Here is a 17,414-nt window from a genome sequence, read left to right as displayed (position 1 = left end):
CGTCTAGCGCGGCTCGTCCAGCGCGGCGCCCGCCGCGTCACGGCACGCGGGCGGTCCAGGACGGGTCCGCGAACTTCGTACGGCGCAGCTCCTCGGCGCGCTCGAGCTCGTCGGCACGCAGCTCGCCGGGCACGCTCGGGTAGTGCGCGCGGAAGTGCGCCTCGAACGCGTCGATGACCGCCTCGCGCGGCAGGTGCGTCTGCGAGCGCACCGGGTCGACGCGCTTCGCGGCGCTGCGCGTGCCCTTGTCGGACACCTTCTCGCGGCCGATGCGCAGGACCTCGAGCATCTTGGCCGCGTCGATGTCGTACGACATCGTCACGTGGTGCAGCACCGCGCCGCCGACGACGCGCTTCTGCGCGGACCCGGCCAGCTTGCCCGCGGGTGACGCGATGTCGTTGAGGCCGGTGATCGCGGCCTGCACGCCCACGTCCGCGAGCGCCCCCAGGACCCACTGGTTGAGGAACGCGTAGGACTCCTCGAACGTCATGCCGTCGACGAGCGACGCGGGCACGACGAGCGAGAACGTGATGCAGTTGCCCGCCTCCATGAACATCGCTCCGCCGCCCGAGATCCGGCGCACCACGGTGATGCCGTAGCGCTCGGCGGCCTCGAGGTCGACCTCGTTGCGCAGCGACTGGAACGACCCGATGACCACCGCGGGCTCGTCCCACTCCCAGAACCGCAGCGTCGGGCCGCGGCGGCCCGCCGCGAGGTCCTCGGTGAGCACCTGGTCGAGCGCGGTGTGCAGGGCGGGCGGCAGCGGGCCGGGGCGCAGCACCTCGAACGTGTGGTCCTCCCAGGTGGTGGACAGCCCGAGAGCGCGGCGCACCGCGACCGCCACCGCACGCTCGTCGAACCCGACCATCGCGACCGGACCGAGCAGCCGCCCGGTGTCCTGCGCGTCGGCCAGCCGGGTGCGCACCGCCTCGGCGAGCCGGCTCGTCGTCGTGTCCCGCGGCAGCCCGGTCAGGGCGGCGTCGATCTCGGCGAGCGCCTCGTCGGGCTCGAGGAAGAAGTCTCCGGCGACGCGGACGTCGGCCAGGACGCCGTCGCGGACCGTCAGGTCGACGGTGACGAGCTTGCCGCCCGCCACCTTGTACTCACCGTGCAGCGTGGGCTCGTCGTCCGTCACGGCACCAGCCTAGGCGCGGCGACGGTGCGGTCACCCGAGCGCCTGCACCGCGTCGTGCGCGCGTTCCTGCACCATCGTCGACAACGACTCGGGTGTGCCGAGCGAGGCGAGCAGCTCGCCACGGTCACCCTCGCCGAGCGCGGTCGCCGTCCACGTCACGATCGTGTTCCCGACGAGGACGTGCCCGCGGTACGACGGCGCGTCGACGCCCTCGGCGCTGTGCACCACCTCCTGCACCACCGCGGGGTACACCCCCTGCCCCTCGATCGCCGGCTCCGCGGTCCACGTGGCGCCGTCCATCCCGGGGTTGGCCTGCGAGTACGTCGGGCAGCCGTCGACCGTCGTCACCAGGTCGCGGAACGCCTCCTGCGCGGCCGCCGGGTCGGCGAGGCGCACCACCTGCTGCACGAAGTCGACCTTGTCGTTCACGTACGACCGCGCGACGAACCCGGGCGGCGGGTCCGCGACGACCGTCACGGCCACGGTGCACTCGGCGGGCTCGACCGACGACCCCTCCGGCAGCCCCCACGCGAGCTCGCCCATCCCGATGCCGACCTCCACGCCGTCCGCGGCCGCGGGCACGTCGGCGACGAGGTCGGCCTTCTGGACGAGCAGGGTGCGCATGGTGCGGTCGTCGAACACGGCATCGGCTCCCGGGACGGGTGGTGCCGTCGGTGACGCGCTGGGCGTCGGCGTCGGCGCGGGCGTGGTGCCGGCGGCGCTCGACGCCGCGGCGGTGGCGGTCGGGACGACCACGGGCTCGGTCTCGTGGTCGGCCCACGGCTGGGCGACGAGCAACGCGACGAGCACGAGCGCGAGCACGACGAGCGACGCGACGACCCACCAGCGGCCGCGGCCCGACCCCTCGTCGGGCCCGGGTGGGACGCCCGGACCGACCGGCTCGGAGCTCGTCACGCGCGTCCTTCCCCGCCCGGTCCACCAGGCTGATCGTTGCCCGCAGGCCACCTGCGCCGGCGGCCTGGTCCGAGGCTAGGCCGCTTCGCCCCGCACCGCTAACGCCGTCCCCCGGACGCGCGTCAGCGCGGGGCGACCCCGCGTCGACGCAGCCCCCAGATGGTCCCGTCGGTGAGCGCCTCCCACGACGCCTCGAGCAGGTTCGGCCCGACGCCCACCGTCTGCCACACCGCCTGGCCGTCGGTGTGCTCGATGAGCACGCGCGTGACGGCGTCGGTGCCGTGCATCGAGTCGAGGATGCGGACCTTGAAGTCGATGAGCTCGAAGTCCTCGAGCTCGGGGTACACGCCGACGAGCGCCTGGCGCAGCGCGTGGTCGAGCGCGTTGACCGGGCCGTTCCCCTCGCCCGTGGAGACGAACCGCTCACCACCCGCGTGCAGCTTGACGGTGGCCTCCGCGTTCGCGGGCGTGCCACGACCGCCCGCACGCTCGACGATCGTGCGCCACGACTCGACGGTGAAGTACTGCGGGCGCGCGCCCTCGATCTCCTCGACGAGCAGCAGCTCGAACGACGCGTCGGCCGCCTCGTACGTGTATCCGCGCGCCTCGGCGTCCTTGACGCGCTCGGTCACGCGCGACAGGACCTCGGGGCGCTGCGACAGGTCGAAGCCGAGCTCGCGGCCCTTGAGCTCGATCGACGCGCGGCCGGCCATGTCGGACACGAGCATGCGCATGTCGTTGCCGACGAGCGCCGGGTCGGTGTGCTGGTACAGGTCCGGGTCGACCTTGATCGCCGAGGCGTGCAGCCCGGCCTTGTGCGCGAACGCGCTCGCGCCCACGTACGGCGACCGCGCGAACGGCGAGATGTTGGTGACCTCGCTGATGGCGTGGGCGATGCGGGTCAGCTCCGCGAGTCCCGACGACCGCTCCTCGTCGCGCGCGAGCACCGGCAGGCCGTACTTGAGCTCGAGGTTCGCGACGACGGCGAGCAGGTCCGCGTTGCCGGTGCGCTCGCCGTACCCGTTCACCGTGCCCTGCACGTGCCGGCAGCCGGCCTCGACCGCGGCGAGCGTGTTCGCCACCGCGCACCCCGAGTCGTTGTGCGCGTGCATGCCCAGCACCGCGTCGGGCCCGACGGCCGCGCGCACGTCCGCGACGACCTGCGCGACCCAGGACGGCACCATGCCGCCGTTGGTGTCGCACAGCGCGACGACCTCGGCACCCGCCTCGAACGCCGTCAGCACGGCCGCGCGCGCGTAGGCGGCGTCGAACCGGAAGCCGTCGAAGAAGTGCTCGGCGTCGACCACGACCCGGCGCCCCTCACCGACGAGGAACGACACCGAGTCGGCGATCATCGCGAGGTTCTCCTCGCCCGTGGTGCGCAGCGCGCGCTCGGCGTGCCGGATGTCGCTCTTCGCGACGAGCGCGACGACCGGCGCCTCGGAGTCCACGAGCGCACGCACCTGCGGATCCTGCGACGCGCGCTGCCCGGGCTTGCGGGTCGCGCCGAACGCCGCGAGCTCGGCGTTGCGCAGGTCGAGCTCCTTGGCGGCACGCTTGAAGAACTCCGTGTCCTTGGGCACCGCACCGGGCCAGCCGCCCTCGATGAACCCGACGCCGAGCTCGTCGAGCAGGCCCGCGACCACGATCTTGTCGGCCACGGACAGCGCGATGCCCTCCTGCTGCGCGCCGTCACGCAGCGTGGTGTCGTAGACCTGGAACGCGCCTGCGGGCAGGGCGGGGCTGAGAGTCGTGTCGGAGGTCGGTGCGGTCACGGAGGTGCTCTCTTCAGGCGTGCGGGACTGCGGGGACGGGCTTCGTCGGACGGGTGCGTCCTCGTGAGACGGCCCCGGACCAACAAAAAGACCCCCCGGGGTACGGGAGGTCTGCGCGCCGGCGGGTGGGCCGACGCGCTAGTCGATAATCGAGGTCCACGGGGACATGCGGCCATGGTGACACACCCCACGCCCCGCGGTCACGCCCGCCGCGCGCCGGGTCCACCCTTCGGACCCGCACTGGTCCCCGCACTGGTCCCCACACCAGTCGCCGCACGACGCGAGGGGCGCCCCGGCCGGGACGCCCCTCGTCGTGCGCGCCGGCGCGTCAGGCCAGGCGGTGCAGCCAGCCGTGCCGGTCGGTCGCGCGGCCGTACTGGATGTCGGTCAGCTCGGCGCGCGTCCGCGTCGTCACCGCACCGGCCTCGCCGTCCCCGACGGTCAGGTCGAAGTCGGTGCTCTTGAGGCGGCCGATCGGCGTGATCACGGCGGCCGTGCCGCACGCGAACACCTCGGTGACCGAGCCGTCCTCGAGCCCCGCGCGCAGGTCCGCGAGCGCGAGGGGCGCCTCGCAGACCTCGTGCCCTGCGTCCGTCAGGAGCTGCAGGATCGACGAGCGCGTGACGCCCTCGAGGATCGAGCCCGACACGGGCGGCGTGGCGACCGAGCCGTCCGCCCGCACGACGAACACGTTCATGCCCCCGAGCTCCTCGAGGTACGTGTTGGTCGACGCGTCGAGGAAGCAGACCTGCTCGCAGCCCTGCTCGTACGCGTTCTGCTGCGGCAGGAGGCTCGCGGCGTAGTTGCCGCCGCACTTCGCGGCGCCCGTGCCACCCGCACCCGCGCGGTGGTACTCCTGGTCGACCCAGATCGCCACCGGCTTCACACCGCCCGAGAAGTACGGTCCGACCGGCGAGGCGATGACGAGGTACTCGACCTCGAGCGAGGGCCGCACCCCGAGGAACGACTCCGAGGCGTACATGAACGGGCGCAGGTACAGGCTGGTCTCGTCACCCGTGGGGATCCACGCGGCGTCGGTGCGCACGAGCGCCTCGATGGACCCGAGGAAGTCCGCCTCGGACAGCTGCGGGAGCGCCAGCCGCTCGGCCGACCGCGCGAACCGCTCGGCGTTGGCGTGCGGCCGGAACGTCCACACCGAGCCGTCGGCGTGCCGGTACGCCTTGAGGCCCTCGAAGATCTCCTGGCCGTAGTGCAGCACCGCGGTCGCCGGGTCGAGCTGCAGCGGTCCGTAGGGCTCGACGCGCCGGCCGTGCCAGCCCTCGCCCTGCGTGTAGGAGATGCGGGCCATGTGGTCCGTGAAGACCGTGCCGAACTTCGGCGCGGCCAGCAGCTCGGCGCGCTGGGCGTCGGGCACGGGGCTCGTCGTCGCGTGCACCTCGAAGAGGTCGGCGGACGTGGAGGAAGCGACGGTGCTCATGGGAGGGCCTTTCACCTGGGCTGGTCTGACGGTACCCGGCGGTGGCGGCCTGGCGCACCGCCCCTCGCGCCCGTCGCGTGCGCGACGGACGTCAGGGACGGACCGGCCGTCCCGTCACCGGGGACCCGGGACGGGGAGCGACGGCCTTCGGCAGGACGGGAGGTCAGCCCGCGACGCGCGCGGCGAGGTCCTTGCCCACCTCGGCCGTCGACCGTACTCGCTCGGCGGCGCCGCGCTCGGCCAGGTCGGCCGCGACGGCGTCCTCGACGGCCTGCGCCTGGGTGCGCAGGCCGAGGTGGTCCAGCAGGAGCGCGACCGAGAGCACGGTGGCGGTGGGGTCCGCCTTGCCCTGGCCGGCGATGTCGGGCGCGGAGCCGTGCACGGGCTCGAACATGCTCGGCGCCGTGCGGTCCGGGTTGATGTTGGCGCTGGCCGCGAGGCCGATGCCGCCCGTGACGGCGGCCGCGAGGTCGGTGAGGATGTCGCCGAACAGGTTGTCGGTGACGATCACGTCGAACCGGCTCGGGTTCGTGACCAGGAAGATCGTCGCGGCGTCCACGTGCAGGTAGTCCACCGTGACGTCCGGGAACTCGGCGTTGACGGCCTCGACCGTGCGGCGCCACAGGTGACCCGCGTGCACCAGCACGTTGTGCTTGTGCACGAGCGTGAGCTTCTTGCGCGGGCGGGCCGCGGCGCGCGCGAACGCGTCACGGACCACGCGCTCGACGCCGAACGCCGTGTTGACGCTCACCTCGTTGGCGACCTCGTGCGGCGTGCCGACGCGGATCGCGCCGCCGTTGCCCACGTACGGGCCCTCGGTGCCCTCGCGCACCACGACGAAGTCGACGTCGCCGGGCGCCGCGAGCGGGCTCGTCACGCCGGGGAACAGCTTGCCCGGGCGCAGGTTGACGTAGTGGTCCAGCGCGAAGCGGAGCTTGAGCAGCAGGCCGCGCTCGAGCACGCCCGACGGGACGCTCGGGTCGCCGATCGCGCCCAGGAGGATCGCGTCGTGCGCACGGATCGCCTCGAGGTCACCGTCCGTCAGCGTCTCGCCCGTCGCGTGCCAGCGGCGCGCGCCCAGGTCGAACTCCGTGGTGCTCACACCGACGCCCGATCCCGCGAGTGCCGCGTCGAGCACGAGGAGGCCCTGCTCGACGACCTCGGTGCCGATCCCGTCACCGGCGACGACGGCGAGGCTGATCTGCGTGGCGTTGCTGCTCATGGCTCCACCCTACGCGGGACGTCCCACCAACCGGACACCCATCTCACCATCCGACCCGCGCGGCGGCGGACCCGTCAGTCCACCGGAGGCGTCGGACCGTGCGTCGGGTACACCAGCTCGTACGCCTCGTCGACCGCCGTGTCCGTCACCGTGACCTCCGTCGTACGGATCAGCGCGCGCGGCTCGCCCAGGCTGTCCAGCACGATCGCCAGGTCACCGACCCGCGGCAGGTCGTCACCCGCGGCGAAGTCCGCACGCGCGCTCGTCGTGCGCGAGCGCTCCCCCGCGAGGACCTCCCGGACCGCGTCGTCCGCCTCCGCACCCGACCCGTACGAGAACGACGGCGGCGGCACCACGTCGAGCGGCACGGCGCCCACGATCCCGTCCAGCTTGCCGAACCCCACGTGGCCGCGCGCCGCCTGCCAGAACGCCGTGATCCGCTGGTCGCCGTCCGCCGCGACCTGCGCGTGCCCGGCCACACCCTCGTCGTACTCGCTCATGGACCTGCCCTCCGGAGTCGGTTGGTGCGGCCCATCCTGCCCTGGGACGACGGACGCCACACGTCCGCGCGCGTGCGCAGTCGTGTGGCGTCCGTCGACGTGGCGTCAGCGCGCGGCCGAGCCCTCGGTGTAGTCCTGGTCGGACGGCTTCACCCACGCGAACAGCTTGCGCAGTTCGCGGCCGACCGGCTCGATCGGGTGGTTCTGGCCCTTCTCGCGCAGCGCCTTGAACTCCGGCGCGCCGGCGTCCTGGTCGTCGATGAAGCGCTTGGCGAACGCGCCGTTCTGGATGTCGGCGAGCACGGCCTGCATGTTCGCCTTGACGTCCGGCGTGATGACGCGCGGGCCCGAGACGTAGTCGCCGTACTCGGCCGTGTCGGACACCGACCAGCGCTGCTTGGTGATGCCGCCCTCCCAGATGAGGTCGACGATCAGCTTGAGCTCGTGCAGCACCTCGAAGTACGCGACCTCGGGCTGGTAGCCCGCCTCGGTCAGCGTCTCGAAGCCGTACTGGATGAGCTGCGAGACGCCACCGCACAGGACGGCCTGCTCACCGAACAGGTCGGTCTCGGTCTCCTCGGTGAACGTCGTCTTGATGCCCGCGGCACGCAGGCCGCCGATCGCCTTGGCGTAGGAGAGCGCGAGGTCCCACGCGGCGCCCGACGCGTCCTGCTCCACGGCGACGATCACCGGGACGCCGCGGCCGTCGACGTACTCGCGGCGCACCAGGTGCCCCGGGCCCTTGGGGGCGACCATGAGCACGTCGTGCCCCGCGGCCGGCTGGATGTAGCCGAAGCGGATGTTGAAGCCGTGGCCGAAGACGAGCGCGGCGCCGTCCTTGAGGTTCGGCTCGATCTCGTCGCGGTAGACGATCCGCTGGACCTGGTCGGGCGCCAGGATCACGACGACGTCCGCGTCCCGCACCGCGTCGGCGACCGACGCGACCGCGAGGCCCTGGTTCTCGGCCTTCGCCCGCGACGGGGAGCCCTCGCGCAGACCGACGGTCACGTCGACGCCGGAGTCGCGCAGGTTGAGCGAGTGCGCGTGCCCCTGGCTGCCGTAGCCGACGACGGCGACCTTCTTGGACTGGATGATCGACAGGTCGGCGTCGTCGTCGTAGAACAGCTCGGCCACGATGGGTCTCTCCTTCAGATGGGGTCGCTCGGGGTCCCGAGCGGGGTCGTGCGGACTGGCAGGTCTGGGAACGGTGTATCAGGCGGAGCGCGTGACGCGCTCGAGCGCCCGGTCCGTGATCGAGCGGGACCCGCGGCCGATGGCCACGGTGCCGGACTGCACGATCTCACGGATGCCGAACGGCTCCAGGGCCGTCAGGAGCGCGTCGAGCTTGCCCGGCGAGCCGGTCGCCTCGACGACGACCGTGTCCGGCACGACGTCGACGACGTGCGCGCGGAACAGCTGCACGACCTCGAGCACCGACGTGCGCTGCGTGACGTCCGCCTTGACCTTGACGAGCAGCAGCTCGCGCTGGACCGAGGCGGCGTCCTCGAGCTCGACGATCTTGATGACGTTGATCAGCTTGTTCAGCTGCTTGGTCACCTGCTCCAGGGGCAGCTCGTCGACGTCGACGACGACCGTGATCCGCGAGATCTCGTCGTGCTCCGTCGGGCCCACGGCCAGGGAGTGGATGTTGAACGCCCGCCGCGCGAACAGCCCCGCGACGCGCGTCAGCACGCCGGGCTTGTTCTCGACGAGCACGGACAAGGTGTGGCGGCTCATCAGTCCTCCCGGTCCCACGCCGGGGAGATCCCGCGTGCGTACTGGATGTCGTCGTTGCTCACGCCCGCGGCGACCATCGGCCACACCATCGCGTCGCGCGAGACGGTGAAGTCGACGACGACGGGCTGGTCGTCGATCTCGAGGGCGCGCTTGATCGTCGCGTCCACGTCGGCCTTCGTCTCGCAGCGCAGGCCCACGCAGCCGTACGCGTCGGCGAGCTTGACGAAGTCCGGGATGCGGCGGGTGCCGTGGCCGGTGTGCAGGTCGGTGTTCGAGTACCGGGACTCGTAGAACAGCGTCTGCCACTGGCGGACCATGCCGAGCGAGGAGTTGTTGACGACCGCGACCTTGATCGGGATGTCGTTGATCGCGCAGGTCGCGAGCTCCTGGTTGGTCATCTGGAAGCAGCCGTCGCCGTCGATCGCCCAGACGGTGCGGTCCGGCTCGCCGACCTTGGCGCCCATGGCCGCGGGCACGGCGTAGCCCATGGTGCCCAGGCCGCCGGAGTTGAGCCACGAGTTCGGTCGCTCGTACTTGATGAACTGCGCGGCCCACATCTGGTGCTGCCCGACACCCGCGACGTACGTCGCCTCGGGCCCGGTGAGCTCGCCGATGCGCTGGATGACGTGCTGCGGTGCGAGGTGACCGTCGGAGGGCTCGTCGAAGCCCAGCCCGAACGTCTCGCGCCACGCGTCCAGCTGGCGCCACCAGCCCTCGAGGTCCGGCTTGCCGTGGTGCGCGTGCTCGCGCTCGAGCTCCGGGAGCAGGTCGGTCAGGACCTCGCGCAGGTCGCCGACGATCGGGACGTCGACCGCCTTGTTCTTGCCGATCTCGGCGGGGTCGATGTCGGCGTGGACGACTGTCGCGTGCGGCGCGAACGACGAGAGCAGGCCCGTGACGCGGTCGTCGAACCGGGCACCGAGGGCGACGATCAGGTCGGCCTTCTGCAGCGCGGCGACGGCCGCGACCGTGCCGTGCATGCCGGGCATCCCCAGGTGCTGCGGGTGCGTGTCCGGCAGCGCGCCGCGGGCCATGAGCGTCGTGACCACCGGGGCGCCCGAGGCGTCGGTGAGCCGGCGCAGCTGCTCGGCGGCACGCGCGCGGATGACGCCGCCGCCGACGTACAGCACCGGGCGCCGCGACGTGGCGAGCAGGCGTGCGGCCTCGCGGATCTGCTTGGCGTGCGGCTTGGTGACCGGGTGGTACCCGGGCAGCGAGACCTCCTGCGGCCAGGCGAACGTGGTGGACGCCTGCATCGCGGACTTCGCGATGTCGACGAGCACGGGCCCGGGCCGCCCGGACGCGGCGACGTGGAACGCCTCGGCGATGACCCGCGGGATGTCGGCGGGGTCGGTGACGAGGTAGTTGTGCTTGGTGATCGGGAGCGTGATGCCGACGATGTCGGCCTCCTGGAACGCGTCCGTGCCGATCATCGCGGCGCCGACCTGGCCCGTGATCGCGACCATGGGCACCGAGTCCATGTTGGCGTCGGCGATGGGCGTCACGAGGTTCGTCGCGCCCGGGCCCGACGTCGCCATGCACACGCCGACCAGGCCGGTCGCGGCCGCGTAGCCGGTCGCGGCGTGGCCCGCACCCTGCTCGTGCCGCACGAGGATGTGCCGCAGGCGGGTCGAGTCCATGAGCGGGTCGTACGTCGGCAGGATCGCGCCACCGGGGATCCCGAAGACGACCTCCGCGCCGACCTCCTCGAGCGAGCGCACGATCGACTTCGCGCCCGTGACCTGCTCGGTCACGCGCTCGACCCGCTCGGACGGAACGACCGGCGTGGGCGCGCTCGGGGGCGCGGGACGCGCGGTCGCGCCGACCACGGCGGGGCTCACGGGCATCCGCGGCGGTGCCGGGTGGGGGCCCTGGACCATCGGTGTCTCCCTGCTGCTGGTGGGTGCTGCGTGTGGTGCTCGACTGGCTGGTCCTGCAAACAGAAAACCCCTCGCGTCGGACGGGCCGACGGTGCGAGGGGTGCGCGCGCTGACGAAGCCTGTGCTGCTGGCCTCAGCCGGCGCGCTCAGGAAGTACTACGAGGATCGTCTGCACGAGGGCGAGGTTACGCCTCCGTCGGTTCGCCTGTCACGTCTATCCGCATCCGTCTTGCATGGTGGTGCACGCGTCCACCTGGTGGACGCTCAGGGCACGTCGCGGACCCGGAACGACACCGCGCCGAGGCCGAGGACGACGAGCGCCGCGACCAGCAGCGCCGCCGCCCCCTGGACGGGGCTGACGACGTGCTCCACCACCGCGCACACCGGCGGCACGTCGGCGCCGCCCACGCACTCCTCGACGCCGTACGTCGTCCCGCCCTCGAGCCACGCGCGCAGGCTCGTCGCGAGCGTGACGCCGCGCGCCGCCGGCACCAGGAGCGGCAGCGCGCTCTCGATCGCCGCGACCCACCACACCACGAGCCCCGCGACCCCCGCACCGACCCGCAGCGCAAACGCCAGCCCCACCCCGACCGCGACCGCCCACAGCCCCGCGGCGAGCGCGCGCGCCGTCGCGACCGCGACCACGCCGGCAGCACCCCCGGCGTCGCCGGTCGCCCCGTTGACCGCGACGACCGCCACGATCCCGACCAGCGCCGTCCCGAGCGCGACGAGCGCCACCGGCACGGCCGCCGCGAGCGCGGCCACGAGCCGGCTGACCAGCACGCGCCCGCGGCGCGGCGCGAACGTCAGCCAGGTCCCCATCGCACCCGAGCCGAAGTCCGCGGTCACCAGCGTCACCCCCATCACCAGGAGGCCGACGAGCACCACGACCGCCATCGGCGGGTACCGGTGCTCGAGGGTCTCCACCAGCGCGGGGCGGTACGGCAGCACCTGCTCGAGGGTCGGCGGGGTGCGCAGCGGGTCGCACAGCACGTGCAGGTCCTCGCCGTCACGCTCGGCGGTCTGCTCGCACACCTCGACCCATCCTGCGTGGTCCGACTCCCACCGGGCGGTCGCGGTGGCCAGCTCCTCCCGCGCCTGGGCGAGCGCGCCGGCCGACGGCGGGCGCGTGTCGTCCCACGCCGCGACGACGAAGCCGAGCGCGGCGACCACGAGCACCACCGCGGTCCCCCACACGACCGCGCGCGAACGCACGCGCAGGAGCTCGGCGCGCAGCAGCGGGCTCACGGGCGCACCTGCGCGACCCCGGGCACCCGGTCCGTCCCGCCCGTGCCCACGTGCGCGGTGAGCTCGAGGAAGACCGACTCGAGGTCGTCGCGCACGGTCCCGACCTCGGACGCGAACAGCCCCTCGCGTGCGAGCGTCTCGTTGACGAGCGCCGGGTCCGGGACGCCCGCGACGAGCAGCGCCCCGCCCTCGCGCGTCACGCGCCACCCGCGTGCGGTGAGCAGCGCGTGGGCCGCCGGGACGTCGCGCACGACGACGCGCACCTGGCCGCGGCCCCGGACCAGCTCGGCGACGGACCCGCTCGCCACCGACCGACCGCGCGCCACGATCGACACAGTGTCCGCCACCTGCTGCACCTCCGCGAGGATGTGGCTGGACACGAGCACGGTCCGGCCCTCGTCGCCGAGGCGCCGCATGGTGGCGCGGACGTCGCGGATGCCCGCGGGGTCGAGGCCGTTGGTCGGCTCGTCGAAGATCAGCAGGTCCGGGTCCTTGAGGAGCGTCGCCGCGATCGCGAGGCGCTGCTTCATGCCGAGCGAGAACCGCCGGAACGGGTCGCGGGCGCGCTCGCGCAGGTCGACCTGGTCGAGGACCTCGTCGACGCGCGTGCGCGGCACGTCGATCGCGGACGCGAGCACCTCGAGGTTGCGACGCCCCGAGAAGCTCGGCACGAACTTCGGCTGCTCGACGATCGCGCCGACGCGTGCCACCACGGCCGGCAGCCGCTGCGGCACCGGCTCGCCGAACAGCCGGATCTCGCCCGAGTCCGGACGCGCGAGACCGAGCAGCATGCGGATCGTCGTCGTCTTGCCCGAGCCGTTCGGGCCCAGGAACCCGTGCACGCCGCCCGCGGGCACCTCGAGGTCGAGACCCTCGACCGCCACGACCTGCGAGAGGTCGAACCTCCGGAACGTCTTGCGCAGCGCACGCGTCGAGATCGCGGGGCCGTCCCCGTGCGTGCCGATGATCGGGCCTCCTGCGCTCGTCGTCCCCTCCTGCAACGACACGACGGCACGCGGTCCCGAGGGCACGCCGCCACGTTCGCCCGTCCGGAGCAGCCCGCCCGGAGCAGCCCGGGGCGTCAGGACACGTCGCGCCGGCGGAACACGACCGCCGCGAGCACCACGACGACGAGCACGAGACCGCCGAGCACGGCCGCGCCGTGCCCCGCCGACACCGTGTGCGTGATCGACGTGCAGGACTGGCCGCCGGTCTCGGCGTCGAACCCGCACACGTCCTCGTACCACTGCGTGCCGTCGCGGACCCAGGCGTCGATGTTGGTCTGCAGCAGCCAGGGCCGCGCGCGCGGCGCGAGACCCGCACCGATCCCCTCGACGACGACGCCCCACGCGAGCACCGCACCGAGCACCGCCGCGGTATGCCGCAGGAGGAACCCGAGCGCGGCGCCGAGCACCGCGAACGCGACCCCGAGCACCGCGATCCTGCCGCCCGCCGCGGCGGCGTCCGCGAGCGTGAACCCGCTGCCCCCCGACCCCTGCGGAGGGTTCGGGTTGTGCAGCGCGTCGTGCGCCGCGAACGCGCCCCACGTGCCGCCGACGAGCAGGGTCACGGCCAGCACGGCGGTGGGGGCGAAGCCCACGACGGTCGCGACGAGCTTGCTCGCCAGCACGCGGCCGCGGCGCGGGGCGAACGTGAGCCAGTTCCCGATCGCGCCCGTGCTGAACTCCGCCGCGACGAACGAGGCGCCGGCGAGCAGGGCGGCGAGCGCCAGGAACGACGCGACGCCCCACACGATCGACGCGCCCTCGGTGTCCCAGTACTGCCGCCACGGCAGGAAGTCCTCGACCGTGGGCGTCCACTCGCACTGGAACTCGATCGTCGGGTCGCCCTGCGCCTCGCGCTCGCGCGCCTCGTCCGCGAGGCACGCGTCCACGTCCTCCTGGGCGGGCGGCTCGTACGCGTCGACCTGCTGCTGCGCGAGCGCACGGTCGGCCGCGCTCGCCTCGCGTGAGCCGTTGTACGCGCCGAGCGGCCCGAGCACCATGAGCGCGACGGTCGCGGCGCTCACCAGCCACAGCATGGTCCGCGCGAACCACCGCGCGACCTCGGTCGTCACCAGCCGGCTCATGCCGCACCCCCCGCCGCGCGACGACCCGTCGGTGCCGCGTCCCGCCCGTCGTCCGGCGGGTGCGTCCCCGGTCCCTGCCCGGCCGTGAGGTCGAGGAACACCGACTCGAGGTCGGCACGCACCGGGACGAGCTCGTCGACGAACAGCCCCTCGCGCGCCAGCACCTCGGTGATGCGCGCGGCGCCGGGCGCGCCGTCGACGAGCAGGTGCCGCCCGTCGCGGCGCACGGTCCAGCCCTGCGCCTCGAGCACGGCGCCCGCGGTGCCGGGCACCTCGATGCCGACGCGCACGCCGCCCTGCGACCGTGAGCCGATGAGCTCGGCGACGCGCCCCTGCGCGACCAGCCGGCCGCGCGCGACGATCGACACGGTGTCCGCGACCTGCTCGACCTCCGCGAGGATGTGGCTCGAGACGAGCACGGTCGTGCCGCGGGCGGCGAGCGTGCGCATGGTCTGACGGACCTCCCGGATCCCGGCGGGGTCGAGCCCGTTGGTCGGCTCGTCGAAGATCAGCAGGTCCGGGTCCTTGAGCAGGGTGGCCGCGATCGCGAGCCGCTGCTTCATGCCGAGCGAGTACGTGCGGTAGGGGTCGCGGGCCCGGTCGGCGAGCCCGACCTCCTCGAGCACGGTGTCGACCAGCCGGGGCTCGGCGCCGATCGCGCCGCTCAGCAGGCGCAGGTTGCGGCGTGCGGACATCGTCGGGAAGAACTTCGGCTGCTCGACGATCGCGCCCACGCGGCCGACGACGTGCGGCAGCCGCTCGGGCACGGGCTCGTCGAACAGGCGCATCGTGCCGGAGTCGGGGCGCACGAGGCCCAGCAGCATGCGGATCGTCGTGGTCTTGCCCGCGCCGTTCGGCCCGAGGAACGCGTGCACGCCACCGACCGGGACGTCCAGGTCGAGCCCCTCGACCGCGACGTGCCGGACGCCGCGGCGCCGGTACGTCTTGCGCAGCGCGCGCGTCGAGATCGCGAGCGCACCCGTGAACGCCATGCCTGCCCCCTCGTCGGTGCCGCACGGTCGGGGCACGCCCTGCGCACAGTACCGGCCCGGCACGCACCGCCGAGGGCGAACGCGCGGGTGACCGCGCGGACCACCCGATAGGGGCTCAGCCCGCCGCGGCGTCCTCGACGGCGTCGGGGTCCATGTCGAACGCCGGGAGCCCGTCCACGCTCGTGCGGTTCTTCAGGCGCCGGTAGTCCGCCCGGACCTGCACGCCCTTGCGGGCCATGTGCGCCGGCAGCAGGTCCCGCTCGCCCTCGTACGACAGGAGCGGGACGCCGTAGCCGCACGAGTCGGAGACGCGCTCGACGTCCACGACGACGACCGCCCGCACCCCTCGCGACTCGTCGAGCCCGCCGTCGAACCGGGCGAGCAGCGCGTCGAAGCCCTCGTCGTAGAGCGTCACGAACCGCCCCCGGCCGTGCAGGCGGACGATGTTCGGCGGCCCCTCGAACGCGCAGAACATGATCGTGATGCGGCCGTTGTCACGCAGGTGTGCGATCGTCTCGGCGCCCGAGGCCGTGACGTCCACGTACGCGACCGTGTGCTCGTCGAGCACGGCGAACGTCCCGCCGATCCCCTTGGGCGAGACGTTGACGTGACCGCCCGGCCCGCTCGGCGCGGTCGCGACGAAGAAGACGTGCTGACGTTCGATGAACGCCCGCAGCCGCCCGTCGATGCTCTCGTGGACCTTCCCCATGCCGGGAACCTACGCGGGTCGGCCGTCCCCGCCGAGCCCCGTCCCGCCCGCAGAGACGGTGCGCCGCACGACGAGCGCCTCCCACGGACGCAGCCGCACCGGCGTCTCGACCACCCGCGCGTCGTCGTAGTTGCCGAGCAGCACCTGCGCGTCCGTCCACCCGGGGTCGACCAGCGCGAGCTGCTCGTCGCCCGAGACGTTCCCGAGCACGAGCAGCTCGACGTCGTCGAGCCGCCGGGTGAACGCGTACACGGCCTCGTCGTCCGCGAGGAGCATCGTGAAGTCGCCCAGCGCGACCGCGGGCTCGGTGTGCCGCAGCTCGACGAGGCGGCGGTAGTGGTGGAACACCGAGCGCGGGTCCGCCCGCTCGGCCGCCGCGTTCACGGTGACGTGGTTCGGGTTGACGTCGATCCACGGGGTGCCGGTGGTGAAGCCGGCGTGCGGGGTGGCGTCCCACTGCACCGGCGTCCGTGCGTTGTCGCGGCTCATGGCCGCGAACGCCGCGAGCAGCTCGTCGTCCGTGCGGTAGCGGCGCGCCTGGGCGAGGTGGTTCAACGTCTCGATGTCGCGGTAGCCGTCGAACGACGTCAGGTGCGCGTTCGTCATCCCGAGCTCCTCGCCCTGGTAGATGTACGGCGTCCCGCGGTGCAGGTGCAGCAGCGTCGCGAGCATGGTCGCCGACTCGCGGCGCCAGGCGCCGTCGTCGCCCCACCGCGAGACGATGCGCGGCTGGTCGTGGTTGTCCCAGTACAGCGAGTTCCAGCCGCGCTGGGCGAGGCCCGCCTGCCAGCGGCCGAAGCTCGCCTTGAGGTCGGTCAGCCGCAGCGGGCGCGGGTCGAACTTCCCCCCGGGGCCGTGGTCGAGCCCGACGTGCTCGAACTGGAACACCATGTCGACCTCGCGGCGCTCCGGGTCGGTGAACAGCTGCGCGTCCTCGAGCGTGACGCCGGGCGTCTCGCCGACCGTCAGGAACGCGCCGTCGCGTCCCGCGAACACCTCGCGGTGCATCTCGGCGAGGAACTCGTGGACGCGCGGGCCGCTCGTGTAGAACGGGCTGCCGTCGCCCAGCCGGCCGTCGTGGGTGATCCCGTCGGGCAGCGAGCCGTCGTCGTGCACGGCCTTCGAGACGAGGTTGATGACGTCCATCCGGAAGCCGTCGACCCCGCGGTCGAGCCACCAGCGCATCATCGCGTACACGGCGTGGCGGACCTGCGGGTTCTCCCAGTTGAGGTCGGGCTGCTTGCGGCTGAACAGGTGCAGGTAGTACTCCCCCGTCGCCTCGTCCCACTCCCACGCGGGCCCCGAGAAGAAGCTCGCCCAGTTGGTCGGCTCCGCGCCCGGGGTGCCGGGTTCCATGCCGGGACGCGCGGGCCGCCACCAGTACCAGTCGCGCTTCGGGTTGTCCGACGACGAGCGCGACTCGACGAACCACGGGTGCTCGTCGGACGTGTGGTTCACGACGAGGTCCATCAGCACCTTGATGCCGCGCGCGTGCAGCGCCGCGATCACCTCGTCCAGGTCCGCGAGCGTCCCGAACAGCGGGTCGACGTCCTGGTAGTCGCTGATGTCGTAGCCGTTGTCGTCCTGCGGGCTGCGGAAGACCGGCGAGAACCACACCACGTCGACCCCGAGCTCGGCCAGGTAGTCCAGGCGCTGCAGGACGCCGCGCAGGTCACCGACGCCGTCGCCGTCCGAGTCCTGGAACGAGCGCGGGTAGACCTGGTAGACGACGGCCCGCGTCCACCACGGCGCGTCCTGCTGCGTGAAACCCATG

Annotated in this window: 15 protein-coding genes; all 15 read right to left on the bottom strand. The window is 73.3% G+C overall.

All coding sequences use genetic code 11. The annotated features are described in order from the left end of the window. Positions 1–37: 37 nt before the first annotated feature. The gene (gene lplB / locus CUD01_RS04490; protein WP_141319073.1) at positions 38–1,114 is read right to left on the bottom strand and encodes a lipoate-protein ligase small subunit; all 1,077 of its coding nucleotides are present in this window, start codon (positions 1,112–1,114) and stop codon (positions 38–40) included. A 51-nt stretch (positions 1,115–1,165) separates the two neighbouring features. Further along, entirely contained in the window at positions 1,166–2,050 is an 885-nt protein-coding gene (locus tag CUD01_RS04485) for a sensor domain-containing protein (RefSeq protein WP_141319055.1), read from the bottom strand. 122 nt (positions 2,051–2,172) lie between these two features. Next, the gene (gene cimA / locus CUD01_RS04480; RefSeq protein WP_141319053.1) at positions 2,173–3,825 is read right to left on the bottom strand and encodes a citramalate synthase; all 1,653 of its coding nucleotides are present in this window, start codon (positions 3,823–3,825) and stop codon (positions 2,173–2,175) included. Positions 3,826–4,153: 328 nt separating this feature from the next. After that, positions 4,154–5,263 carry a branched-chain amino acid aminotransferase gene (locus CUD01_RS04475; protein ID WP_141319051.1) on the bottom strand — a complete coding sequence of 370 codons (1,110 nt, stop codon included), beginning with the start codon at positions 5,261–5,263 and terminating at the stop codon, positions 4,154–4,156. Between the two features lie 163 nt (positions 5,264–5,426). Continuing rightward, positions 5,427–6,485, bottom strand: a complete 1,059-nt coding sequence (locus CUD01_RS04470; RefSeq protein ID WP_141319049.1) for a 3-isopropylmalate dehydrogenase — start codon at positions 6,483–6,485, stop codon at positions 5,427–5,429. A gap of 74 nt (positions 6,486–6,559) precedes the next feature. Beyond that, positions 6,560–6,985, bottom strand: a complete 426-nt coding sequence (locus tag CUD01_RS04465) for an ASCH domain-containing protein (RefSeq protein WP_141319047.1) — start codon at positions 6,983–6,985, stop codon at positions 6,560–6,562. Between the two features lie 105 nt (positions 6,986–7,090). Next, complete coding sequence (ilvC, locus tag CUD01_RS04460) at positions 7,091–8,119, bottom strand: ketol-acid reductoisomerase (RefSeq protein ID WP_094179498.1); 1,029 nt, start codon at positions 8,117–8,119, stop codon at positions 7,091–7,093. Between the two features lie 78 nt (positions 8,120–8,197). Beyond that, complete coding sequence (gene ilvN / locus CUD01_RS04455) at positions 8,198–8,722, bottom strand: acetolactate synthase small subunit (RefSeq protein ID WP_094179497.1); 525 nt, start codon at positions 8,720–8,722, stop codon at positions 8,198–8,200. After that, positions 8,722–10,602 (bottom strand): acetolactate synthase large subunit, encoded by a 1,881-nt coding sequence (locus CUD01_RS04450; RefSeq protein WP_141319045.1) that lies wholly within the window; start codon positions 10,600–10,602, stop codon positions 8,722–8,724. The genes ilvN and CUD01_RS04450 overlap by 1 nt, the downstream gene beginning before the upstream one ends. A 264-nt stretch (positions 10,603–10,866) precedes the next feature. Then, the gene (locus tag CUD01_RS16425; protein ID WP_166772091.1) at positions 10,867–11,850 is read right to left on the bottom strand and encodes an ABC transporter permease subunit; all 984 of its coding nucleotides are present in this window, start codon (positions 11,848–11,850) and stop codon (positions 10,867–10,869) included. Continuing rightward, positions 11,847–12,788 carry an ABC transporter ATP-binding protein gene (locus CUD01_RS04440; protein ID WP_141319071.1) on the bottom strand — a complete coding sequence of 314 codons (942 nt, stop codon included), beginning with the start codon at positions 12,786–12,788 and terminating at the stop codon, positions 11,847–11,849. Before CUD01_RS04440 ends, CUD01_RS16425 begins: the two co-directional genes overlap by 4 nt. Before the next feature lie 143 nt (positions 12,789–12,931). Further along, positions 12,932–13,939: an ABC transporter permease subunit gene (locus CUD01_RS04435; RefSeq protein WP_141319043.1), complete on the bottom strand. Its 1,008-nt coding sequence runs from the start codon at positions 13,937–13,939 to the stop codon at positions 12,932–12,934. Further along, positions 13,936–14,931, bottom strand: a complete 996-nt coding sequence (locus CUD01_RS04430) for an ABC transporter ATP-binding protein (RefSeq protein WP_141319042.1) — start codon at positions 14,929–14,931, stop codon at positions 13,936–13,938. Before CUD01_RS04430 ends, CUD01_RS04435 begins: the two co-directional genes overlap by 4 nt. Positions 14,932–15,046: 115 nt before the next feature. After that, a complete protein-coding gene (locus tag CUD01_RS04425; RefSeq protein ID WP_141319039.1) occupies positions 15,047–15,640 on the bottom strand; it encodes a pyridoxamine 5'-phosphate oxidase family protein in 594 nt (197 codons plus the stop codon). 9 nt (positions 15,641–15,649) lie between these two features. Then, a complete protein-coding gene (locus tag CUD01_RS04420; RefSeq protein ID WP_141319037.1) occupies positions 15,650–17,413 on the bottom strand; it encodes a glycoside hydrolase family 13 protein in 1,764 nt (587 codons plus the stop codon). Position 17,414: the final 1 nt, after the last annotated feature.

The organism is Cellulomonas uda (genome assembly GCF_006538705.1).
In the GTDB taxonomy this organism is placed as follows: Bacteria; Actinomycetota; Actinomycetes; order Actinomycetales; family Cellulomonadaceae; genus Cellulomonas; species Cellulomonas uda.
Note: the sequence above shows the minus strand (reverse complement) of the source record. Positions and strands in the feature narration are given on the sequence as shown.

Excerpts from the sequence above, each read along its gene's own strand:
- CUD01_RS04450 (WP_141319045.1), bottom strand. The coding sequence starts at position 10,602 with ATGGTCCAGGGCCCCCACCCGGCACCGCCGCGGATGCCCGTGAGCCCC.
- CUD01_RS04425 (WP_141319039.1), bottom strand. The coding sequence starts at position 15,640 with ATGGGGAAGGTCCACGAGAGCATCGACGGGCGGCTGCGGGCGTTCATC.
- CUD01_RS04475 (WP_141319051.1), bottom strand. The coding sequence starts at position 5,263 with ATGAGCACCGTCGCTTCCTCCACGTCCGCCGACCTCTTCGAGGTGCAC.
- CUD01_RS04470 (WP_141319049.1), bottom strand. The coding sequence starts at position 6,485 with ATGAGCAGCAACGCCACGCAGATCAGCCTCGCCGTCGTCGCCGGTGAC.
- CUD01_RS04465 (WP_141319047.1), bottom strand. The coding sequence starts at position 6,985 with ATGAGCGAGTACGACGAGGGTGTGGCCGGGCACGCGCAGGTCGCGGCG.
- CUD01_RS04420 (WP_141319037.1), bottom strand. The coding sequence starts at position 17,413 with ATGGGTTTCACGCAGCAGGACGCGCCGTGGTGGACGCGGGCCGTCGTC.
- ilvN (WP_094179497.1), bottom strand. The coding sequence starts at position 8,722 with ATGAGCCGCCACACCTTGTCCGTGCTCGTCGAGAACAAGCCCGGCGTG.
- CUD01_RS04430 (WP_141319042.1), bottom strand. The coding sequence starts at position 14,931 with ATGGCGTTCACGGGTGCGCTCGCGATCTCGACGCGCGCGCTGCGCAAG.
- CUD01_RS04435 (WP_141319043.1), bottom strand. The coding sequence starts at position 13,939 with ATGAGCCGGCTGGTGACGACCGAGGTCGCGCGGTGGTTCGCGCGGACC.